The sequence below is a fragment of the Streptomyces luteolus genome (genome assembly GCF_029968015.1).
In the GTDB taxonomy this organism is placed as follows: Bacteria; Actinomycetota; Actinomycetes; order Streptomycetales; family Streptomycetaceae; genus Streptomyces; species Streptomyces luteolus.
On the sequence record NZ_JASCIS010000011.1, the window covers coordinates 24,957 to 46,078 of the forward strand.

Annotated in this window: 18 protein-coding genes; 9 read left to right on the plus strand and 9 right to left on the minus strand. The window is 71.2% G+C overall.

Translation table 11 applies throughout. The annotated features are described in order from the left end of the window. Positions 1 to 73: 73 nt before the first annotated feature. Positions 74 to 688: a TetR/AcrR family transcriptional regulator gene (locus QIT00_RS12920; protein ID WP_282535360.1), complete on the minus strand. Its 615-nt coding sequence runs from the start codon at positions 686 to 688 to the stop codon at positions 74 to 76. 231 nt (positions 689 to 919) lie between these two features. On the opposite strand from QIT00_RS12920, the gene QIT00_RS12925 reads away from it, so the two are divergent. From QIT00_RS12925 to QIT00_RS12935, 3 genes are all read left to right on the plus strand, one after another. Continuing rightward, positions 920 to 2,398: an aldehyde dehydrogenase gene (locus QIT00_RS12925; RefSeq protein WP_282535361.1), complete on the plus strand. Its 1,479-nt coding sequence runs from the start codon at positions 920 to 922 to the stop codon at positions 2,396 to 2,398. A 46-nt stretch (positions 2,399 to 2,444) separates the two neighbouring features. After that, positions 2,445 to 3,812, plus strand: coding sequence for an aminotransferase family protein (locus tag QIT00_RS12930; RefSeq protein ID WP_282535362.1), 1,368 nt, complete (start codon positions 2,445 to 2,447; stop codon positions 3,810 to 3,812). A 126-nt stretch (positions 3,813 to 3,938) separates the two neighbouring features. Beyond that, positions 3,939 to 5,417: an APC family permease gene (locus tag QIT00_RS12935; protein ID WP_282535363.1), complete on the plus strand. Its 1,479-nt coding sequence runs from the start codon at positions 3,939 to 3,941 to the stop codon at positions 5,415 to 5,417. Here the strand turns inward: QIT00_RS12935 and QIT00_RS12940 are convergent. Both QIT00_RS12940 and QIT00_RS12945 read right to left on the minus strand, forming a co-directional pair. Further along, entirely contained in the window at positions 5,365 to 5,643 is a 279-nt protein-coding gene (locus tag QIT00_RS12940) for a DUF397 domain-containing protein (protein WP_282535364.1), read from the minus strand. The genes QIT00_RS12935 and QIT00_RS12940 overlap by 53 nt on opposite strands. Then, positions 5,640 to 6,452: a helix-turn-helix domain-containing protein gene (locus QIT00_RS12945; protein WP_282535365.1), complete on the minus strand. Its 813-nt coding sequence runs from the start codon at positions 6,450 to 6,452 to the stop codon at positions 5,640 to 5,642. The genes QIT00_RS12940 and QIT00_RS12945 overlap by 4 nt, the downstream gene beginning before the upstream one ends. Before the next feature lie 154 nt (positions 6,453 to 6,606). Between QIT00_RS12945 and QIT00_RS12950 the strand changes: the two genes are divergently transcribed. Then, positions 6,607 to 7,083, plus strand: a complete 477-nt coding sequence (locus QIT00_RS12950; RefSeq protein WP_282535366.1) for an ATP-binding protein — start codon at positions 6,607 to 6,609, stop codon at positions 7,081 to 7,083. Here QIT00_RS12950 and QIT00_RS12955 read toward each other — a convergent pair. Beyond that, the gene (locus QIT00_RS12955; protein WP_282535367.1) at positions 7,056 to 8,132 is read right to left on the minus strand and encodes a beta family protein; all 1,077 of its coding nucleotides are present in this window, start codon (positions 8,130 to 8,132) and stop codon (positions 7,056 to 7,058) included. The genes QIT00_RS12950 and QIT00_RS12955 overlap by 28 nt on opposite strands. Before the next feature lie 396 nt (positions 8,133 to 8,528). Between QIT00_RS12955 and QIT00_RS12960 the strand changes: the two genes are divergently transcribed. The 3 genes from QIT00_RS12960 (at position 8,529) to QIT00_RS12970 (ending at position 13,574) form a co-directional block, all read left to right on the plus strand. Continuing rightward, positions 8,529 to 9,542 (plus strand): formylglycine-generating enzyme family protein, encoded by a 1,014-nt coding sequence (locus QIT00_RS12960; RefSeq protein ID WP_282535368.1) that lies wholly within the window; start codon positions 8,529 to 8,531, stop codon positions 9,540 to 9,542. A gap of 132 nt (positions 9,543 to 9,674) precedes the next feature. Continuing rightward, the gene (locus QIT00_RS12965; RefSeq protein ID WP_282535369.1) at positions 9,675 to 11,057 is read left to right on the plus strand and encodes an MFS transporter; all 1,383 of its coding nucleotides are present in this window, start codon (positions 9,675 to 9,677) and stop codon (positions 11,055 to 11,057) included. Between the two features lie 177 nt (positions 11,058 to 11,234). Continuing rightward, complete coding sequence (locus QIT00_RS12970) at positions 11,235 to 13,574, plus strand: arylsulfatase (RefSeq protein ID WP_282535370.1); 2,340 nt, start codon at positions 11,235 to 11,237, stop codon at positions 13,572 to 13,574. Between the two features lie 62 nt (positions 13,575 to 13,636). On the opposite strand, the gene QIT00_RS12975 is transcribed toward QIT00_RS12970, so the two are convergent. From QIT00_RS12975 to QIT00_RS12985, 3 genes are all read right to left on the minus strand, one after another. Further along, the gene (locus QIT00_RS12975; RefSeq protein WP_282535371.1) at positions 13,637 to 14,173 is read right to left on the minus strand and encodes a 2,4'-dihydroxyacetophenone dioxygenase family protein; all 537 of its coding nucleotides are present in this window, start codon (positions 14,171 to 14,173) and stop codon (positions 13,637 to 13,639) included. A 63-nt stretch (positions 14,174 to 14,236) separates the two neighbouring features. Then, positions 14,237 to 15,325: a zinc-binding dehydrogenase gene (locus tag QIT00_RS12980; protein WP_282535372.1), complete on the minus strand. Its 1,089-nt coding sequence runs from the start codon at positions 15,323 to 15,325 to the stop codon at positions 14,237 to 14,239. Between the two features lie 70 nt (positions 15,326 to 15,395). Next, entirely contained in the window at positions 15,396 to 16,124 is a 729-nt protein-coding gene (locus tag QIT00_RS12985; RefSeq protein ID WP_282535373.1) for an SDR family NAD(P)-dependent oxidoreductase, read from the minus strand. Positions 16,125 to 16,231: 107 nt separating this feature from the next. Between QIT00_RS12985 and QIT00_RS12990 the strand changes: the two genes are divergently transcribed. Continuing rightward, the gene (locus QIT00_RS12990) at positions 16,232 to 17,260 is read left to right on the plus strand and encodes an AraC family transcriptional regulator (RefSeq protein ID WP_282535374.1); all 1,029 of its coding nucleotides are present in this window, start codon (positions 16,232 to 16,234) and stop codon (positions 17,258 to 17,260) included. Here the strand turns inward: QIT00_RS12990 and QIT00_RS12995 are convergent. Together QIT00_RS12995 and ychF are read right to left on the minus strand one after the other, a co-directional pair. Further along, positions 17,250 to 18,722 (minus strand): DUF1214 domain-containing protein, encoded by a 1,473-nt coding sequence (locus tag QIT00_RS12995; RefSeq protein ID WP_282535375.1) that lies wholly within the window; start codon positions 18,720 to 18,722, stop codon positions 17,250 to 17,252. The two genes, QIT00_RS12990 and QIT00_RS12995, sit on opposite strands and share 11 nt — an antisense overlap. 335 nt (positions 18,723 to 19,057) lie before the next feature. After that, entirely contained in the window at positions 19,058 to 20,146 is a 1,089-nt protein-coding gene (ychF, locus tag QIT00_RS13000) for a redox-regulated ATPase YchF (protein ID WP_282535376.1), read from the minus strand. 342 nt (positions 20,147 to 20,488) lie between these two features. Here ychF and QIT00_RS13005 point away from each other — a divergent pair, with 342 nt between their 5' ends. Beyond that, complete coding sequence (locus QIT00_RS13005) at positions 20,489 to 21,079, plus strand: DUF6542 domain-containing protein (RefSeq protein ID WP_408909766.1); 591 nt, start codon at positions 20,489 to 20,491, stop codon at positions 21,077 to 21,079. The last annotated feature ends 43 nt before the right edge of the window (positions 21,080 to 21,122 follow it).

Sequence of the window (21,122 nt, forward strand, 5' to 3'; positions counted from 1 at the left end):
GAGCGGGGGTCCGGGGGCGGAGCCCCCGTGCCGACGGCAGTCTTTCGGGAAGGGGCGGGGAGGGGAGAAGTTCCTACAGCGACGCGCACCCCGTCACCGCCCGTGCATGCGCCAGCACCAGCTCCCGCGCCCGCTCCGGCCGCACCGCCGCGTTCCGGCTCACGATGTGCAACCCGTACCCGTCCTCAAGGGCGACCAGCCCATGCGCCAGATCCTGCGCCGACGCGGCCAGCGTGAACACCCCCGTCGCCGCGCCGACCTCGAGGGCCGTCGAGTAGAGCCCCACCTCCCGCGCGAACAGCGACGTCATCAGCTCGGCGTGGCCGGGGCTGCGGCCCGCACGGCGGTGCAGTTGGTAGAGGAGTCCGTGCAGGGAGTCCTCCGGGCTCGCGGGCAGCCCGCTGTCCACGAGCGCGCGCAGCCGCACCGCCGGATCCGCCGCCGCCTCGTCGTACGCCCGCTGCCGGGACTCCACGAAGCCCTCCACCGCGCCGCGGTGCACCTCCAGGACGAGGTCGTCCAGCTCCGGGTAGTAGTACAGGACCGAGCCCTGTGAGACGCCCGCCGCATCCGCGATGTCCTTGATGCGCAGGCCCTCAAGCCCGCGCTCCGTGATCGCCTGCCCCGCCGCGGAGACGAGGGCCTGCCTGCGCGCCGTCTGATTGCGCGGTCTGCCGACTTTGCTCATGGCGGCCAATTCTCTGTCACCCGAACCATCTCCCGCAAGAAGATCTTGCCCAGAGCATTGACGATCCCGTCACCCATTGTTTGAATTTCGACTCAAAGAATTGCTCGGGCCGCCCCCGGCGCGCGCCGCCCAGGCACCTTCCCCTCGGCCCGCCCCCGGCCCCTCTCCGCAATCGCCCTCCCCGCAATCTCCCTCTCCGCAATCGCCCTCCCCGCAATCGAAGGCCACAGCATGACGACGTACTCGCACTGGCGGCAGCGCGCCGCCGAGCTCGTCCCCCGCACCCGCCTCTTCATCGACGGCACCTGGTCCGACCCCACCGGTGACGACCCGTGGCTGCCCACCGTGAATCCGGCCACCGGCAAGACCACCGCCCACGTCGCGATCGGCTCGGCCGCCGACGTGGACCGGGCCGTGGCCGCCGCCCGCGCCGCCTTCGAGGACGGCCGCTGGTCGCGCACCGCCCCCGCCGAACGCAAGCGCGTCCTGCTCGAACTGGCCCGCCTCATCGAGGCGCACGGCGAGGAGCTCGCCCTCTGCGACACCCTCGACATGGGCAAGCCGATCGCCGAGTCGTACGGCACCGACGTACCCGGCGCCGCCGGCGTCTTCGCCTGGTACGCCGAGGCCCTCGACAAGCTGTACGACGAGGTCGCCCCGGCCCCGCCCGGCAACCTCGCCCTGGTGCGCCGCGCCCCGCTCGGCGTCGTCGGCGCGGTCGTGCCGTGGAACTTCCCCCTGGACATCGCGACCTGGAAGCTGGCGCCCGCGCTCGCGGCCGGCAACAGCGTCGTCCTGAAGCCCGCCGAGCAGTCACCGCAGTCGGCGCTGCTGCTCGCCGAACTCGCCACCCGGGCCGGTCTCCCCGACGGCGTCCTGAACGTCGTCCCCGGCCCCGGCGAGATCACCGGGCGCGCCCTCGGACTGCACCCGGACGTCGACTGCCTGGCGTTCACCGGCTCCACCGCCGTCGCCAAGCGCTTCCTCGGCTACGCGGCCGAGTCCAACATGAAGCAGGTCTGGCCCGAGGCCGGCGGCAAGAGCCCCAACCTGGTGTTCGCCGACGCCGACCTGGAGGCCGCCGCCGAGCGCGCCGCCTGGGGCTTCGCCTACAACGCCGGGCAGGTGTGCTCCTCCAACACCCGGCTGCTCGTGGACGCCTCGATCGCCGAGGAGTTCGCCGCCCGCGTCGCCGAGCACGCCCGCTCCTGGCTTCCCGGCGACCCGCTCGACCCGGCCACCCGCCTCGGCCCGCTGGTCGACGAGGCCCAGGCGCGGCGCGTCCTCGCGGCGGTCACGTCCTCCGGCGGCACGGCCCTGTGCGGCGGTACGCGGCCCGACCGCGAGGGCGCGTACGTCGACCCGGCCGTCGTGACCGGCCTCGCGCCCGACACCCCGCTGGTCCGCGAGGAGCTCTTCGGTCCCGTACTCGCCGTCCTGCCGTTCCGCGACGAGGCGGAGGCGGTCCGGCTCGCGAACGACTCCGCGTACGGCCTCGCCGCCTCCGTGTGGACCCGGGACCTGGGCCGGGCGCACCGCGTCGCCGACGCGCTCCGGGCGGGCACCGTCTCCGTCAACACCGTCGACGCGCTCAGCCCGTTCACGCCCTTCGGCGGCTTCAAGCAGTCCGGCCACGGCCGCGACCTCTCGCTGCACTCCTTCGACAAGTACACGGGCCTCAAGACCACGTGGATCGCGTACGAGGCCTGACCCGCTCGCTCCGTACGACCAGTTCGCTCACGAAAGGCACCAGAACATGACCCTCGACGCCGCCGACCTCGCCCGACTCGACCGGGCCCACATCATCCACCCCTATCTGCCGGGCACCGCCACCGAGCGCGTCGTAATGACCGACGGCGCGGGCTGCCGGCTGACCGACACCGAGGGGCGCGGCTACCTCGACGCCACCGGCGGACTGTGGCTCGCCCAGGTCGGCCACGGCCGCACGGACCTCGCCGACGTCGCCCACGAGCAGATGAAGAAGCTGGAGTACTTCACCAGCTTCTGGGACTTCTCCAATGACCGCGCGATCGAACTGGCCGCCCGGCTCGCGGAGTTGGCGCCGGACCCGCTGAACCACGTGTACTACACCTCCGGCGGTTCGGAGGGCGTCGAGGCCGCGATCAAGATGGCCCGCTACTACCACCACCGCCGCGGCGAGAGCAGCCGCACCTGGATCCTGGCGCGCAGCAAGGCGTACCACGGCGTCGGCTACGGCGGCAGCTCCGCCGCCGGATTCCCGCTCTACCAGGAGGGGTTCGCCCCGATGGTGCCGCACGTCTCGCACCTGACCCCGCCGTGGCCGTACCGCACCGAGCTGTACGACGGCCAGGCCACGACTCCCGAAGAGGTCACCGACTTCCTGATCCGCGAACTGGAGGAGCGCATCGCGGAGATCGGCCCGGAGCACATCGCCGCGATGGTCGGCGAGCCGATCATGGGCGTCGGCGGCATGCTCGTACCGCCCGCCGACTACTGGCCGCGCGTGCGCGAAGTCCTCGACCGGCACGGCATCCTGCTGATCTTCGACGAGGTCGTCACCGCGTACGGGCGCGTGGGCGAGTGGTTCGCCGCCCAGTACTTCGACACCACGCCCGACATCATCGTCACCGCCAAGGGCATCACCTCCGGGTACGTCCCGCTGGGCGCCCTGCTCGTCGGGGACCACGTCGCCGAGGCGCTGCTGCGTGAGCACGGCTTCCCGATGGGCTACACGTACAACGGCCACCCGGTCGCCACCGCCGTCGCGCTCGCCAACCTCGACATCATCGAGAAGGAGGGCCTGCTCGCCCGCGCGACCACCATCGGCTCGTTCCTGCACGCCGAACTCCAGTCCCAGCTGGGCGACTTGGAGGTCGTGGGCGAGGTCCGCTCGGTCGGCATGATGCTCGCCGTGGAGCTCGTCGCCGACCGCGCCACCCGCGAGCCGCTGCCCCTCGACCCCGAGCGGATGCCGCATGACGTGATCCGCCGCGAGACCGGCGTCATCGTCCGCGACTCGGCGCACAGCCTGGTCCTCTCCCCGCCGCTGATCATGACGGAGGCGGAGGCGAAGGAGGCGGCGTCGGCGCTGCGCGGCGTCCTGGAGCGCACGGAGCCGAACGGCCGGATCCGCCAGGCCTGACCACACCCCCCGGGGAGGCCCGTTCCCCCGCCGGGCCTCCCCTCCCCCTCCCCCGTACCGCCGCAGACACGCACGCACCCGCACGCAGTCCCCGCAGTCCCCCGACTCCCGCCCTAGGAACTGCCCGTGTCCACCAAGCTCTCGCCCCCCGACCTGCCGGCGCCCGAGGCCACCCCGGGCCTGCGGCGCAGCCTCAAGCGCTTCGACATCACCGCCATGGCCATCGCCGCGGTGATCTCCTTCGACACCGTCGGGCAGATCGCCACCGGCGGCGGTGAGGCCGCCACCTGGACGGCGGCCATCGCCCTGTTCTTCCTCGTCCCGTACGCCCTGCTCTTCGCCGAGACCGGCGCCGCGTTCCCGCAGGAGGGCGGCCCGTACATGTGGGTCAAGCTCGCCCTCGGCCGGCCCGCCGCCGCGCTCACCACTCTCTTCTACTGGGTCACCAACCCGATCTGGCTGGGCGGTTCCCTTGTCTTCCTGGCCGCCGAGACCTGGGACGGCTTCGTTTTCCCCCTGGGCTCGGGCACGGCCGCCGACTACGCCTTCAAGCTCGTCTTCGTCTGGGCCGCCATCCTCACCGCGGTCGTCTCCCTCAGCCGCGGCAAGTGGATCACCACGGCCGGCGCGATCGTGAAGGTCCTCTCCCTCGCCCTGTTCACCTGTACCGCCGTGGCCTACGGCGCCCAGCACGGCTTCCAGGGCCTCACCGACGCCGACTTCACCCCGACGACGGCCGGCTTCCTCGCCCTCGTACCGATCCTGCTCTTCGCGTACGTCGGCTTCGAGGCGCCGAACGCCGCCGGCGAGGAGATGCACGACCCGCAGCGCGACGTGCCCGCCGCCCTCGGCCGCTCCGCGACCGTCGCGGCCTGCTGCTACCTGCTGCCGGTCCTCGCGCTCCTCGCCGTCGTCCCGGCGGGCAAGGTCACCGGCGTCGGCGGCTTCATGGAGGGCGCCCGGCTGGTCTTCGGCGTGTACGGGGGAGCGGCCGGGCCGCTGCTCACCCTCACCGCGGTGATGTTCGTCTTCGCGCTCCTCACCCAGGGCAGCGCCTGGATGATCGTCAGCGACCGGATGCAGGCCATGGCCGCGGCCGACGGCGGCTTCTTCTCCCGCGCGCTCGGAACCTTCCACCCGAAGCTGGGCACGCCCGTGCGCACGAACCTGCTCTCCGGCGCCGTGGCCACGCTGTTCATGTTCGCGGCGATGCAGCTCGCGGACGGCGATACGGCGGCCGTCTTCACCGTGGTCCTGACGGTGGCGGTGACCACCCTGCTGCTCTCGTACCTGGTCGTCGTCCCGGCCCTGGTCGTCCTGCGCCTGCGCCGCCGGGAGGTACCGCGCCCGTACCGAGTCCCGTTCGGCGACCGCGGGTTCGTGACCTGCGCGGTGGTCGTGTACGCGTGGATCGTGGTCGGCTCCTGGTCGGCCCTGTTCCCCGGCGTCCTGGAGGGCCTCTTCGGCATCGACTACGTCTTCACCGACGTGTGGGGCGTCTCCCGCCTCGCCTTCGAGACGTTCACTCTGGGTACGGTCGCGCTGCTTCTGCTTATCGGGGCGGCGGGGCTTGGGGTGGCACGGCGGGAGAACAGGCGCGAGTGAACTCGGCCCACGCGGCGGGACCGAAGGACAACGCGGCACGGTGCGTGTCCTTCGAGTCCCGGACGTGCACGGCTGTGGGGCAGGTGGCGACTTCGACGCACTGGCCGCCCTCACCGCTGCTGTACGTCGACTTGTGCCAGGCCATGGCGACCTCGACGCATTCGCCGCCATCGCCTGCGCTGTAGCTGCTCTTGAACCAGACCAGCGCGCCGGTTTCCGCCTTCATGCCTCTCTCAGCAACCTCTCGATCAGGCACAGCGACTCCTCGGGAGTGATCGCCTGTGCACGGAGAACTCCGTACGTGGCCTCCAACTCTCGCACTCGGCAACGCTCCGTGTAGAGACGGCTGTCGCTCTGGACCTCCGCATAGGCGATCCTCCGCCCATCACCCGTTTCCATCAAGGTGAAGGGCCCAGCCAGTCCAGCGTGCTCGCCTCGATCCAGCGGCATGATCTGGACCTCAACATTGCGCTTCTGAGCAACCAACATGATCTGCTCCAACTGCCCCCGCCAGGCGTCGTGTCCCCCTATCTTCCGGTGGAGCACGCCTTCTTCGATCACGAAGCTCACATGCGGGACCGGTCGACGGCTGAAGATCGCCTGTCGCGCCAAGCGCGCCGCAACCCGGTCTCCGATGCCCCCTTCGTCCAGCAAAGGACGCCACAACCGGCAAACAGCCAGGGCATGTTCTTCCGTCTGCAACAGCCCAGGGACCCCTTGCGTCGCATACACATGCAACTCGACCGCCTTCGCCTCCAACCGCGCCGCATCGCGGAAGAACGCCGGATACTGCGCCCGCTCCACCTCCTCCGTCATCTCCACGAGAACCCCGTGCGCCCCCACCGCCTCATCCGCCTGGGAGATGAACCGCGCCGGAGGAATCCGCCGACCCTGCTCGAACGAGGCGATCGTCGCCGCCGAGTAACCGGTCAGCGAGCCCAACTGCGCGCGGTCCATGCCCTTCCATTCCCGGAACCGCTTCAACTGCCGCCCGAACGCGAGCAGTACGCCACTGCCTGCCTCGTCCACGCTCATGCCGTTCCCCTCTGCCGCCTCCCCGGACCAACTTCCCACCCAGGGCCGGGTCACGCCGCACCCCGCGTACAACGCGCCCCCCTCCACGTACAACACCCCGCAGTCAGGCCGTAGCCCCTGGGCACGCGCCACGACCCCGACCACGCTGGCCGCCATGAGCAGCAGCACCTCCCACACATTCGCGATGCGCTTCACCTCCACGCCCCGCGGAGCCCGCCTCGCCCGGCGCCTCGTCTCGCACCGTCTGGACGCCTGGGGGCACCCGTACGACTCACACGTCAACGAGACCCTGACCCTCATCGCCGCCGAGCTGACCGCCAACGCGGTCCGCCACGGACACGTCCCCGGCCGCGACTTCCACGTACGCCTCACCACCGACGGCCACACCCACCGCATCGAGGTCTCCGACACCCGCACGGAGAAGCACCCACCGAGCAAGGCGCCCGCCCCCGCGAACCCGGAGAGCGACGGCGGCCGCGGCCTGCTCCTCATCTCCGCCCTCGCCGACGACTGGGGCTGCGAGCCGAGGACGGGGGCTCCGGGGAAGACGGTGTGGGCGGTGGTCGACGGCAGCCATGACCGACGCACCGACTGCGGCTCGCGTCACGCCCTCAACTGGTGTGCCACGTAAGACATGTGCTGGCTGTGCCCTGCCGTGATCCACTCGGCAGCACCTCCCGTCCCCACCCTCCCGGCGCCCCGCGCACACCCGTCGAGCCAGGAGTCACCGTCGCTGAAGCCCGCGCCGCGGTACTCCTCCGTCTCGATCAGCCGCCGCGCGAGCGCCCTGACATCCGCCGCGCGTTCCTCCCCCGCTGTCGGCGCCTTGGCCAGCAGGAACGTCCGATCCGTCGTGTACCGCAAAAGCCCCCACGGTCGGCCGCCTCCGCCGTCCATGGGCAGATCGGCGGCACGCGCGTGCTGAGCCCCGTAGTCGCCGTACGTGAGGAGCGGCAACGGCGCCTCCCTGGCCTCCCCGTCATGCAGGACCATGTGCGGGATGTCCCAGTCGAAGCGGTGCGGTTCGGCCAGCGCGCCCACGGCGAGATCCGGCACCTCGCGCGGGACGGAGCCCGCGAGGACCACCACGGTGCGCCAGCCGTGCAGGGCGCCGAGGAGGTCCAGCGCATGCAAGGCCCACTTGTCGGCCCGGTGGTGCTCCTCCGTCACGGAGCCGAGGTCGAGCAGGAGATCGAGGGGGACCGGGTCCGCCCGCAAGCGGTCGAGGATCCTCAGCAGGGCTTCGGCCCGACGTTCGTCAGGCAGGTCCGGCAGGAACACGCGGATCCCGAGCCCGTTCCCGCTGACGCGGGCCACCCGCGCCGTCACGTCCTGCTGCCACTCGGGCCGCTCGACGCCCGTCACGGGCCGCACGGGGCTGTGCAGCAGGTGGTTCCACAACTCACCGGTGACCGGCCCCTCTTCATCCTCCACATGGAACGCGTCCACCCAGGCCTGAAACGACCCCTGCGCTTTCAGGATCTCGACCGTACGACCACGCACATGCGCGGCGAGGGCAACCCGGTCCCGGTCGTACAGGACGTCCGGCCGGTGACCGAGGAGCCGTTCCGGGCCGGTGCGCGGCGGAACGGTCCAGAGGGGTGCGGTGACCGCCCGGACCCACGGCTTCAGCTTGGCGTACGCCGCGAGCGCGCTGCTCCGAGCCGGCAGCGCGGGCACGTAGAGAGGTAAGCAACCGGCCATAGCGAACAGCCCCCGTCTTCCCCGCGAGAACGTCCTGATCGCAGAGTCACCCGGGACAGCGGACGGCGAAAGAGGGCGTCCCTGGTCAAGGGCGCGTATCTCGCCACGTGACGGGTGTGGGGTGTGCAAGCCGACCGGCCCGGTGCCCCCGAACACCCCAGGACGATCCCGGCACGGTAGGGATGAGCCGGGGTCAGGGCGGTCAGGGCGTTGCCGGATCGGGGACCGCCGAGTCCTGACCGTGGGCGGCAGAGTCTTGGCATGACGCGTCACCGGTCTGTCCTGTGGTGGCAAGACCTGGTGGTGCGCGGGGCGGCAGGCTGGTGGCGGTGCCGCGCGGACGGTGCGGCGCGCTCGTCACCGAGGACACGTATGAACCACACCGAAGACGCCTCCGCACCGCGCGGCTGCTGCACGCCCTCTCGGCAGCCCTCCGCTCAACTGGGCGTAGCGACGGGCCTGTTGTCGGTGGCGGCGCCGTGCGGGACGGCAGTCGCCGACGGGGTCGCTGAGTCCGTCCGGCTGCCCGGCGGGGAGTTCCTCATGGGCACCGACAGCGCGGAGGGGTTCGCCGTTGACGGGGAAGGGCCGTCGCGCGCGGTGCGGCTGAGTCCGTTCCGCATCGCGCCGTACGCGGTCACCAACGCCGAGTTCGGCGCGTTCGCCGAGGCGACCGGTCACGTCACCGACGCGGAGCGCTTCGGATGGTCGTACGTCTTCGCCTCGTTCCTGCCGGCCGCGCTGCGCCGGATCTCCGAACGGGTGCCGGGCACCCCCTGGTGGTGCGGCGTCACGGGTGCGAGCTGGCGGGCGCCCGAAGGGCCGGGGAGCGATGTCGCCGAGCGGGGGCGGCATCCCGTGGTCCATGTGTCGTGGCGGGACGCGCAGGCGTACTGCGCGTGGGTGGGCGGGCGGCTGCCGACCGAGGCGGAGTGGGAGTACGCCGCGCGCGGCGGCCTAGAACAGCGCCGCTACCCCTGGGGCGACGAGCTCACCCCCGGCGGCGAGCACCGCTGCAACATCTGGCAGGGCCACTTCCCCACGAAGAACACCCTGGACGACGGTCACCGGGGAACCGCTCCGGTGGACACGTACGCGCCGAACGGCTTCGGCCTGTACAACACCGCCGGGAACGTGTGGGAGTGGTGTGCCGACTGGTGGACCACCGATCACGGCCGTCCCGGCATGGTGAAGACCGACCCGACCGGCCCGACCGGCACGACCGACCCGACCGGCCCGGCGGAGGGCGCCGCGAAGGTCATCCGGGGCGGCTCTTACCTGTGCCACGACTCGTACTGCAACCGCTACCGGGTCGCAGCCCGCACCTCCAACACCCCTGACAGCACCACGGGGCACATGGGCTTCCGGTGCGTTTTCGACGCATGATCCCCGTTCTTGTCATTCGGCGACAAGAACTTGACGTCGGGTGACATGGCCCCGCAGGGGGACGGCGGCGATGGTGTGGCGCACTCACCTCGCCCAGGGCCCAGGAGGCCCCGCCGAAGAACGGTCCACGACATGATCAGATCGTTGGGTTCCCCCGGTGTCGAAGACGACGGCACGCAGCCTCGACCGCTGTCCGCCCGCCGGATGGCCGGCTGGGGCAGCGGCGCCTTCGCGTCGAACGCCTTCAACACGCTGCCGGGCCTGCTGCTGCTCATCTACATGACGGACGCGCTGGGGGTCCCGGCCGCGCTCGCCGGGGTCGTCGTCGCCGTACCCAAACTGTTCGACATCGCGGCCAGCGCCTGGCTCGGTGCGGTCAGCGACCGGGAGGCGGCGCGTACCGGTCGGCGCTCACACCTGATGCGCGCCGGCGCGCTGGTGATGCCCTTCGCGTTCGTCGCCACCTTCAGTTCGCCGGTGCGGGGTGACGCCGCCGCCCTGTGGGTGTTCGCGGCGTTCCTCACGGCGTCGGCCGCCTACCTCTGCTTCCAGGTGCCGTTCCTCGCCCTGCCGGCCGAGATGACCGAGTCGACGGAGCAGCGGACCCGGCTGATGACCTGGCGGACGTTCTTCTTCACCCTCGGCATGCTGGCGGGCGGAGTGGCCGGCCCACTGCTCACGCAGGAGGGGACCCCTGCGGCGTACCGGACCATGTCCGTGATCATCGGTGCGGTGCTGCTCGTGGTGCTCCTGATCCCGGTCGTGGCCACCCGCACCGTGCGCTCGCGTCCCTCCGCTCAGGCGCTGTCACTGCGTGAGGCGGTCCGTACCGCCCGGGGCAACCGGCCGTTCGTGCTGCTGTCGACGCTGCTGTTCCTCTACTTCGTCTTCACCACGATGATCCTGACGGGTCTGCCGTACGTGGCCACGTACTTCCTCGGCGGAAGGAAGGGGCAGGCGACGGTCTTCCTGGTGTTCGCCCTCAGCTCCACGCTCGCCGTGCATGTCGTCGGCACCTTCGCCCGCCGGTTCGGCACGGTCCCCTTGCTCCTTGCCGGGCTGGCGCTGTGGGCGGTCGGCGGCGTCACCCTGTACTTCGCCGTGGGCATCGGCGTCGGGGCCACAGCCGCCGCGGGCGTCCTCACCTCGCTGGGCCAGGCGTCGAGCCTGGTCGCCATGTACGCGCTGCTGACCGACTGCATCGGCATCCAGGCCGAGCGCACCGGCCACGACAGCGCCGGTGTGCTGTCCGGGGTGTGGACGGCGGTCGACACGGCCGGGCACGCGCTCGGGCCGCTCTGCTACACCCTCGTCCTGTCGCTCACCGGCTATGTGTCCTCGACCCTTGACGCCCCGGTCACCCAGTCGGCGACGGCACTTGAGGCTCTGCGGCTGGGCTTCTCGGCCCTGCCCGGCCTGCTCATGCTGACCCTGATCCCGCTGGTGCTGCGCTACCGCCGCGCCGTCTCCGATCAGGCCACCGGCCCCGCTGTCGTCAGCCCGGCCGACGCCTGATCCGCACCCCCTCCTCGCGCCAGCCTCACCCCCGCGCATCCGCACATCCACGTACCCGCGCACCCGCACACCCGCGACCCGCACACCTGCACATCTGCACGTCCACGCATCCGTACGTCCACACATCCGCGCATCCGCGTACCCGCACATCCGCACCATCCCGAAAGGACCATCCCCGTGGTGAATCCGGCCTACCGCGCCACCCTCCCCATCCAGCAGCCGAAGCGGCTCAAGGCGACACCGATGGACGTCCGCGACGCCGAGCAGCCCGCGCCGATCGAGCGCATCCGCCCGCCCGAGGGCGCCCCCAACGTGCTGATGATCCTGGTCGACGACATGGGGTTCGGCGCCTCGTCCTCGTACGGCGGCCCGTGCTCCATGCCGACCGCCGAGCGGCTCGCGGAGGGCGGCCTGCGCCTGAGCCGCTTCCACACCACGGCGATCTGCTCGCCCACCCGCGCCTCGCTCCTGACCGGCCGCAACCACCACACCGTCGGTGCCGCCGGCATCACCGAACTGGCCACCAGCCACGACGGATACACCTCCTCACGGCCCGACTCGTGCGCCCCGATCCCGGAGATCCTGCGCCGCAACGGCTACAACACCTTCGCCTTCGGCAAGTGGCACCAGACGCCCACCTGGGAGACCTCGCGCTCCGGCCCGTACGACCGCTGGCCGACGGGTGAGGGATTCGAGCGGTTCTACGGGTTCATGGGCGCCGAGACCGACCAGTGGTACCCGAACCTGTACGAGGGCACCACCCCGGTCCCGACGCCGACCGAGCCCGGCTACCACCTCAGCGAGGACCTCGCGGACCGGGCCATCGCCGACATCCGCGAGCAGCAGGCGGTCACCCCGGACCAGCCGTTCTTCGGCTATCTGGCGTTCGGCGCCTGCCACTCCCCGTTCCACGCGCCGAAGGAGTACGTGGACGCGTACCGCGGGCGGTTCGACCACGGCTGGGACGAGCAGCGCGAGCGGACCCTGGCCAAGCAGCGGGAACTCGGCCTCGCGCCCGAGGACGCCGGACTCAGCGCCCGCCCCGACGAGATAGGCGCCTGGGCCGACCAGTCCGAGGACGCCCGGCGCCTCTACGCGCGGATGATGGAGGCGTACGCCGGAATGGCGACGCACACCGACGCGCAGGTCGGCCGGGTCGTCGACGCCCTGGAGGAGATGGGCCTGCTCGACGACACGCTGATCCTCTACATCATGGGCGACAACGGCGCGAGCGCCGAGGCCGGTCCTGACGGCTGCGTCAACGAGTACGCGGCGTACAACATCGTCCCGGCGACGGTGGAGTCGATGCTGGAGCGCGTCGACGAGCTCGGCGGGCCCACGCTCTACAACCACTACCCGGTGGGCTGGGCGCACGCGATGAACACGCCGTTCCAGTGGACCAAGCAGATGGCCTCGCACTGGGGCGGCACCCGGGTCGGCACGATCGTGCACTGGCCGGCCGGCATCGACGCGCCGTCCGGCGGCGGGATCCGCGAGCAGTTCACGCACGTCAACGATGTCGCGCCCACCCTCCTCGACCTGGCGGGCATCCCCGAGCCGACGTCGGTCAACGGTGTGGCCCAAAAGCCCATGGAGGGCGTCTCGTTCGCGTACGCCCTGAACGACGCCGACGCCGCCGAGCGGCACACCACCCAGTACTTCGAGATCTTCGGCAACCGCGGGCTCTACCACGAGGGCTGGTCCGCCTGCACCAAGCACGCGGTGCCGTGGGAGTTCAACGGCGAGCAGCCGCCGTTCTCCGAGGACACGTGGGAGCTGTACGCGCCCGGCGACTACGCCCAGGCGAACGATCTGGCGGCCGCGGAGCCGGACAAGCTGGAGCGGCTCAAGGAGCTGTTCCTGATCGAGGGCGCCAAGTACAACGTCTTCCCGCTCGACGACCGCAAGGCGGTGCGGACGGACAGCGAGGCGGTGGGCCGCCCGACGACCGGCAGCACAGACTCGGTCAGTCTCTACCCGGGCATGCGGGCCCTGCACGAGTCGGTCCTGCCCTCCACACGCAACCGCTCCTGGTCGCTCACGGCGGATGTCGAGGTGGTGGAGGAACCGGCTCGCGGTGTCGTCGCCGCCCAGGGCAGCCGGTTCGCCGGCTGGGCGCTGTACCTGCGCGACGGTGTCCCGGTCTTCCACTACAACTGGGTCGACGTCGAGCGCTACGAGATCGCGGCGCCCGAGCAACTCCCGCCCGGCACCCACCAGTTGACGTACCGCTTCACGTACGACGGCGGGGGCGTGGGCAAGGGCGGCCACGGCGAGCTGTTCGTCGACGGCAAGCCGGCCGGGTCGACGCGGATCGCGCACACGGTGCCGTTCATCTACCACATGACGGACGGCCTGGACGTCGGCGAGGACAACGGCAATCCGGTCACCGACGACTACGGGACCGTACGCGGCGTCTTCACCGGCGGCCGGATCCACAAGGTCGTCCTGGCGTCCGGCGACGACGCGCACAGGGACCTGATGGGCGAGGCGAAGGCGAAGGCGTCGCTGCAGTGACGCGCTGAGAGACGGCGAAGTCCCCGGGTGCCGCGCACCCGGGGACTTCGCCGTCTCTGGATTCATGCCTCCTTGGAGGCGGCGTAGCGGGCGGCGCCGCCCGTCAGGTAGTTGACGTCCAGGCCCTGCGCGGCGGCGAGCTGCTGGGTCAGGCCCTGGATGGTGACCGCGTCGAGCACCGAGTGGAACTGGCCCTCGTCGGTGAAGTTGATGTTGGCGCCGTAGACGACGTAGAGGACGACGGTCTCCTCGGTGTTGCTCTCCGGCACGAACAGCTTGTGGACCGAGGCACCCGGCTCGTACAGGTACGAACCCTCGGTCTGCGGCTGGTCCGGGTACTCGCGGTACGCCCACGAACCCTTCAGCGTGTACGCGTGCACAGCACCCGTGTGCAGGTGGACCGGGAGCTCGGCGCCGGGGGCGAAGTGGGCGAGGACGACCCAGACGCCGACCTCGGGGTCGAGGAAGAGGGGCTGGTAGTGGATGCCCGGGCCCATCGAGTCCTTGATGACCGGGATGTCCTTGACGTTCAGGGTCAGCAACTCGCCCTGCGGGAGCGACATCACGGGAAGCTTGGCGGCGGAAGACTGGTCGGCCATCTGCTGTCTCCTTGTTGATCGGTGGGAAGGTGTCGGGAAGGCGCAACTGGAATTGATGGGGCGTCAGAGGCCGGGAACGATCAGGACCTTGGCGTCCTTCTCGGGGTCGGCGAGACCGCGGCAGGCGTCCGCGACCCCGTCGAGACCGACCCGGCCGGTGATGAGCGGCTCCGCGCGCAGCTCACCCGCCGCGAGGTGCCCGAGGGTCTGGGCGAACTCCTCGACGGTGTAGTAGAGGGAGAAGACCAGGTCGATCTCCTTGAGCACGCCGAAGGTGGGCAGGAACGTGTCCTCGGCCATGCACAGACCGGCGACGACCACGCGCGAGCAGGCCGGGGCTCCGGCCAGGACCTGCTGGATGACGCCGGGCACACCGACGCACTCGAAGACGACCGACGGGCGGTAGGGCAGCTCGGGGAAGAGCGCGGTCTGGCGCCCGTAGCGGGCCGGGTCGTCGACGGCCGCGACCTCGCGCCAGGAGTCGTACGGGGACGTCTCTCGCGGGTCGACGACGATGTCGGCGCCCAACTCGGCGGCCAGCGCGCGCCGGGCGGGCGAGAAGTCGGCGGCGATGACCGGGCCGGCGCCGCGCATCTTCAGGACGGCGATCACGGCGAGGCCGATCGGGCCGCATCCGATCACGACCGGCACGTCGTCGGAGCCGAGCGCACCGCGGTTGACGGCGTGCAGCGCGACAGCCAACGGCTCGGTCAGCGAGGCGACTTCGCTCGACAGGTGGTCGGGCACCGGCATGAGCAGCACCTCGGAGAGCACCATGTACTCGGCGAAGCCGCCCGGCGCGTCCACCCCGCCGAAGCCCAGGTTCACCGGCACCGGCCGGGCGAGCATGGGCGGCGACACGACACGGGTACCGGGGGCGAACGTGCCCCGCGTGTCGGGGCCGCCCCGGACGACCTCGGCGCAGTACTCGTGGCCGAGCACGACCGGCTGGTCCGGGTCGAACAGGTCGGCACCGGTCACCGCCTTCACACCGGCGGCGAGCGCGTGGCTGTGCGTCACGCAGTGCAGGTCCGAGCCGCAGATGCCGTTGGCCAGGGTCTTGACCAGGACCTCGCCGGGGCCGGGCTCGGGCAGCGGCACGTCGGTGAGCTCAAGGGATCCGTTGCGCAGGACCACCGCTTGCATCGTCATAGGGGTTCCTCACGGGACAAGACGGGGAAGGGGACGGGGCTACAGAGGGACGGGCGTACGGGGGTGGTGCTCAACCGGCGCTGTATCCGCCGTCGACCGGGATGGTCACGCCGGTGATCAGCCGGGCGGCCGGGGAGGCCAGGAACACGGCGGTTCCGGCGAGGTCCTCCGGCTCGCCGAGCTGCCCGCCGGGGATGCGGCTGGTGATCGCCTCCGCCGCACCGGGAAGGTCGGCGAGCGGCGCGGTCAGCGCGGTGCGGATCCAGCCCGGTGCGATGCCGTTGACGCGGATGCCGTCGGCCGCCCAGGCGAGGGCGAGGGTCTTGGTGAGCTGGACGATGCCCGCCTTCGCGGCGCCGTAGGCGGGCACCAGCGGGGAGCCGAAGTAGCTGTACATCGAGCCGACGTTGAGGACGCTGCCGCGGGACGCCGCGAGCAGCGGGCGCAGCGCGGTCGCCATCGAGAACGAGCCGGTGAGGTGGATGCCGACGATCTCCTCGAAGGTGGCGAGCTCGTACTCCGTCATGGGGGCGGCGCGGCCCGCGCACTGCACAAGGACGTCGAGCCGGTCCAGGTCCTCGGCGAGAGCGCGTACGGCGTCGGCGTCCCGCACGTCGAGTACGCGGTCGTCGATGCCCTTGCGGGGCTCGACCGGGACCGGCGAGAGGTCGGTGGCGATCACGTGCGCGCCGGCGTCGACGAAGGCCGCGGCGATCGCGCCGCCGATGCCTCCGCGGCCACCGGTGACAAGGACGTGCTTGCCTGATACGTCGAAGTCGACGGGCATCCGAGGGCTCATCCGAGGGCTCCCTTGCTCCGCATTCGGAATGGTGAACGGCCCCCAGCTTGCGACTGAACGCCCATCAAGTCTTGACGTAGGACGACAAGAATTTGACACTTGGCGACATGAGTTCGCTGATCCGCTCCAGTTGCCTCACCGGGTTTCCCGCGCTGGTGTCCTCGCTCGGCGGGCAGTCCGCACCGCTGCTGCGGCAGGCCGGAATCCGGCCCGAGGCGATCGAGGACCCGGACGAGTACATCCCGTACCGCGCGCTCGTGACCGCCCTCGACCTCGCGGCCGGGCGGCTCGACTGCCCCGACTTCGGACTGCGGCTCTCCAAGCACCAGGGCCTGGACATCCTCGGCCCGGTCGGGGTCATCGGGCGGCACGCGACGTCGGTGGGCGACGCGATCGACGGCATCGGCCGGTTCCTGTACCAGTACAGCCCGGCGATCGAGTCCGCCGTCGAGCGGGCGGGCGCGGTGGCCGACTACCACTTCCGCATCCGCCCGCGGGTGCAACGCACGCTGGTCGACGTGGCCCAGATCGGCGAACTGTCCCTGGGCGCCTCCCTGCAGATCTTCCGCATGCTGATCGGGCCCGAGTTCGTCCCGCTCCGCGTCGCGCTCCCGCACCGGCCCGCTGCGCCCATGACCACGTACGAGACCTACTTCGGCTGCCAAGTGTCGGCCGAGCAGGACCACTTGGGCTTCCACTTCGCGGCCGATGTGCTCGACCGCCCGGTCGAAGGCAGCGACCCGGCGGTCCGCAGGCTGGTCCTGGAGTATCTGAGCGGCGTGGTCGGCGGTGCCGTGGGCAGCGGACTGCCCGCCGAGGTGCGCAGCACGGTCAAGCGCGCGCTGCCCACCCGGCGGTTCGGCCTGGAGGACGTGGCGGAGAGCTTCGGCCTCCATCCCCGCACCCTGCAAAGGCAGTTGGCCGCGCACGGGACCACGTACCAGGAGATCGTCGACGAGGTGCGGCACGAACTCGCCGACCGCTATCTGCGCACGACGGCCATGCCGCTCGCCCAGCTCGCCGACGTCCTCGGCTACAGCGAGCAGAGCAGCTTCAGCCGCTCGTGCCGCCGCTGGTTCGGCTGCTCACCGCAGGCGCACCGGGCGGCCACGGCTCAGGGGCCGCTCAGTCCTTGAGCACCGCGGGCGGCGCCCATGTGCCGTCCAGTACGGCCTCGTCCGGCCAGTAGGCGCGCAGGAAGAGGGAGAACTCGCCCTCGGGGGCGGGCAGCCAGTTCGCCGCGCGGTGCGGGTCGGCGGGGCGGGCGGCGGCGACCGTGACGGTCAGGGAGCCGTCCGGATCCACGTGCAGATCCTGGTTCTTGGTGCCCAGGGAGTAGCGGCCGAGTTCGTTCGGGTGGAAGAAGTGGTGGGCGTCGTAGAGGGTCAGCGACCAGAAGCCGCGGACCGGCGGCAGCGCGCCGGGCTCGAAGGTCACGGTGTACGAGTCGCCGCCCCGCAGCCGCGACCCGTCCGCGGCCACGTCCAGGTAGTAGTACGCGGTCTCCTCCACGGGGTTGACGAAGATGTTGGACTTGGCGACGGCGGTGCGGGTCAGGTAGTCGGTGCCGAAGCGGGCGCCGTTGCGCTGGGTCGTCCAGCCGTGCGCGGCCGGCAGTCCTACGTGCCTGAAGTGGGCCAGATCCGCGACGAGTTCGGCGTCGGCGGTGCGTGCGGCCTCGCGCAGGGCGCGGGCCGCCGCGGGGTCGGCTTCGGCCGCCGTCAGCAGCGACCGGAAGAGGGCGTACAGCGACTCCTCGCCTGGCAGCGGCGGCACCTCGTCCATGACCGCGCCGAGCTGGTCGAAGAACGTGTCCGGGTCCACCTGGATCTGCTCGCCCCGGCCGGCGGTCGACTGGTCCGAGGCGACGGGACCGACGGTCGGCAGGGCCGTCCAGTCCACCTCGCGCACGGACCCGTCGTACTCGGCGAGCGGGTACACGCTGATCCGCCGCACGTCGGGCAGCAGCGCGGCGCGGTCCTCGGCGGTGTCGTCCATGAACATCCGGGGCACCACGACACCGGTCCGGGTGTCGTGGCGGAAGACTTCCTCGATGCCGGGCGGCACCTCGCCGTCCCAGTCGTGCGGCGCGAGCAGGTAGTGGCCGGGCTTGCTGCCGTACGGGGAGCCGAGCCTGCCGAACGACTCCGTGCGCTGGTCGACGAGCTGGATCACCCAGAACCGGTCGCCCAGATCCGGGACTTGGACGACACAGGGGCCTGATTCGGCGTCCAGCATGCCGAAGCCGTAGACGACATCCTGGTTGGCGCATGCGACGGTGCGCTGCTGCGCCTGGACGTAGTCGTGCAGCATGCCGATCGTCCCGGGCGGACCGGCGGGGACCACCCCGCCGAGCAGCGCGGGGGCGGACAGCTGGGACATGGCCCGCAGCCGGTTGTGCAGGTTGACCAGCGGCCATCCCCACAGATAGGCGACGCGGCCGACCGCCGTGAGGTAGGCGTCGCTCATCAGGGTGCCGGGCAGCGGCCCCGGAACGGCGGCCGGGGCGAGGGCGCGGGCGTGCGGGTGGCGGTCGGCCTCGGAAGAGCGTGCGGGGCGCCCTGGCCCCTCGCTCGGCACGGCGTGAGAACGGGACATTCTGACTCCCTGCGGCAGGACTGGGACAGCGGATGCTCACCCTCGCGCCTGCCGCGCGGCCGTGTCTTGACCGTGCGCGACGAATCCTTGTCACTTGGCGACGTCCCGGCACCGAGGCGGAGGCGGAGGCGGAACCGATGCCCCTGACGCTCCCGCCTTCCCACCTCTGCCCCCTGGCACGGGTGCCGGGGGGAATCCCGTAGACCGAATCCGACGCGAGCCCGACCAAGGCCGGCACCATCCCGACACGGGAAAGACAAAGGGCCCGGCTCCGAAGAGCCGGACCCTCTATGACCTGCACATTCGCAAGATCAGCGACGTGGTGACGTCAGCCGCTACACGTTGAAGCGGAACTCCACCACATCCCCGTCCTGCATCACATACTCCTTGCCCTCCATCCGCGCCTTCCCCTTCGCGCGGGCCTCGGCGACCGAGCCCATGTCCACCAGGTCGTGGAAGGAGATGACTTCGGCCTTGATGAAGCCCTTCTGGAAGTCCGTGTGGATGACGCCGGCCGCCTCGGGGGCCGTGGCGCCCTTCTTGATGGTCCAGGCGCGGGATTCCTTGGGGCCGGCCGTCAGGTAGGTCTGGAGGCCGAGGGTGTCGAAGCCGACGCGGGCGAGGGTCGCCAGGCCCGGTTCCTCGGCGCCGACGGACTGGAGGAGTTCGAGGGCGTCCTCCTCGTCGAGCTCCGCGAGGTCCGCCTCCAGCTTGGCGTTGAGGAAGATCGCCTCGGCCGGGGCGACCAGGGCGCGCTGCTCCTCCTTGAACGCGTCGTCGGTCAGCTCGTCCTCGTCGACGTTGAAGACGTACAGGAAGGGCTTCGTGGTGAGGAGGTGCAGGTCGTGCAGGAGCTCCTCGTTGTCGCCGCCGTTGACGATGCCGGCCGAGAAGAGGGTCCTGCCCTCCTCCAGGATGGCCTTGGCCTCCTCGACGGCCTTGACCTTCGGGGCGATGTCCTTCTTGATGCGCGACTCCTTCTGGAGGCGCGGCAGGACCTTCTCGATGGTCTGGAGGTCGGCGAGGATCAGCTCGGTGTTGATCGTCTCGATGTCGCTCTTCGGCGAGACCTTGCCGTCGACGTGGACGACGTTCTCGTCGTGGAAGGCACGGATGACCTGGCAGATGGCGTCGGACTCGCGGATGTTCGCGAGGAACTTGTTGCCGAGGCCCTCGCCCTCGCTCGCGCCGCGCACGATGCCCGCGATGTCGACGAAGTCGACCGTCGCCGGGAGGATCTTCTGCGAAGCGAAGATCTCCGCCAGCTTGTCGAGGCGGGTGTCGGGGACGCCCACGACACCGACGTTGGGCTCGATGGTGGCGAACGGGTAGTTGGCCGCCAGCACGTCGTTCTTGGTCAGGGCGTTGAACAGGGTCGACTTGCCGACATTGGGCAGGCCGACGATTCCGATCGTGAGCGACACGTTGCGACTTCCCGTACGTGAGGTCTGGTGGAGGACCCGATGGCTGCCGGGCCGATCCACCAGTCTACGGCGCGCCGCGAGTCCGGCCGCCGCCCGCCCGCGAGCCCGTGGCCGGTACGCGTCGAACGCCGGGCCAAGGTGCGCCAAAACGCGTGTCCAAGGGCGGTTTTCCGGGCGGAGCCGACCTAGGTTGGAGCGGTGGAGCAACACAGGACGCGACCGCCCAGGGACAGAGCGCGACGAACCGCACCCCTCCCGCCGCAGGCCGGCGGGCCGCCCTCCCGCCCCCGGCCCGGGAACGGCCGGACCGGCGGACGCGGGAACGGGAACGGGAACGGGAAGGTGAACGGGAGCGGCACCGTGTACCGGGCCGCCGCCCGGCCTCGTCTTCCCGGCGGCGGTTCGCCGGTCGTCCGCGGGGTTCGTGCCGTGGTGCGGGCCGTGCGGAGGTTCGTGGCCGCGGTGCGCGCTCTGCCCAACCCGCGCCTGACCGGGCTCGGCAGCGGACTGTTCTGCACCGTGGTGATGCTGCTGACCGGCTTCCTCGACCGCCTGCTGTTCGGCGGCTCCGGTCTCGCGTACGGGCTGCTGTTCCTGCCCGTCAGCGCGCTGACCGCGGTGTGGGTGCGGCCGGCGGACCTGGTGACCGCGCCGGTCGCGGTGCCGATCGCGTTCGCCGTCGGGATGCTGCCGATCTCGGGTGGCACGGATGGCTTCGGCGGCCAGGTGATCGGCCTGTTCACCTCGCTCGCCGTGCACGCCGGGTGGTTGTACGGCGGCACGCTGATCGCCGGAGTGATCGCTTCCGTACGCAAGATCCGGCTCATGGCGCGGAAGCGGGCGCTGCGCGCGCAGGCGAGTGCGGGTGCAGGTGCAGGTGCAGGTGCACGTCAGGCGTCCCAGCGGCGGAGGATGCCCGCCCAGCATTCCTGAGGCTTTCAGGAAGCCTGCGTCGCCTTCGGGGCTCCGCCCCGGA

Bases quoted from the DNA above. Each gene is read 5' to 3' on its own strand.
- QIT00_RS12930 (WP_282535362.1), top strand. From the start codon at position 2,445: ATGACCCTCGACGCCGCCGACCTCGCCCGACTCGACCGGGCCCACATC.
- QIT00_RS12965 (WP_282535369.1), top strand. From the start codon at position 9,675: ATGATCAGATCGTTGGGTTCCCCCGGTGTCGAAGACGACGGCACGCAG.
- QIT00_RS12940 (WP_282535364.1), bottom strand. From the start codon at position 5,643: ATGAAGGCGGAAACCGGCGCGCTGGTCTGGTTCAAGAGCAGCTACAGC.
- QIT00_RS12925 (WP_282535361.1), top strand. From the start codon at position 920: ATGACGACGTACTCGCACTGGCGGCAGCGCGCCGCCGAGCTCGTCCCC.
- QIT00_RS12990 (WP_282535374.1), top strand. From the start codon at position 16,232: ATGAGTTCGCTGATCCGCTCCAGTTGCCTCACCGGGTTTCCCGCGCTG.
- QIT00_RS12995 (WP_282535375.1), bottom strand. From the start codon at position 18,722: ATGTCCCGTTCTCACGCCGTGCCGAGCGAGGGGCCAGGGCGCCCCGCA.
- QIT00_RS12950 (WP_282535366.1), top strand. From the start codon at position 6,607: ATGAGCAGCAGCACCTCCCACACATTCGCGATGCGCTTCACCTCCACG.
- QIT00_RS12945 (WP_282535365.1), bottom strand. From the start codon at position 6,452: ATGAGCGTGGACGAGGCAGGCAGTGGCGTACTGCTCGCGTTCGGGCGG.
- QIT00_RS12985 (WP_282535373.1), bottom strand. From the start codon at position 16,124: ATGAGCCCTCGGATGCCCGTCGACTTCGACGTATCAGGCAAGCACGTC.
- QIT00_RS12980 (WP_282535372.1), bottom strand. From the start codon at position 15,325: ATGACGATGCAAGCGGTGGTCCTGCGCAACGGATCCCTTGAGCTCACC.
- QIT00_RS12960 (WP_282535368.1), top strand. From the start codon at position 8,529: ATGAACCACACCGAAGACGCCTCCGCACCGCGCGGCTGCTGCACGCCC.
- QIT00_RS12975 (WP_282535371.1), bottom strand. From the start codon at position 14,173: ATGGCCGACCAGTCTTCCGCCGCCAAGCTTCCCGTGATGTCGCTCCCG.
- QIT00_RS12920 (WP_282535360.1), bottom strand. From the start codon at position 688: ATGAGCAAAGTCGGCAGACCGCGCAATCAGACGGCGCGCAGGCAGGCC.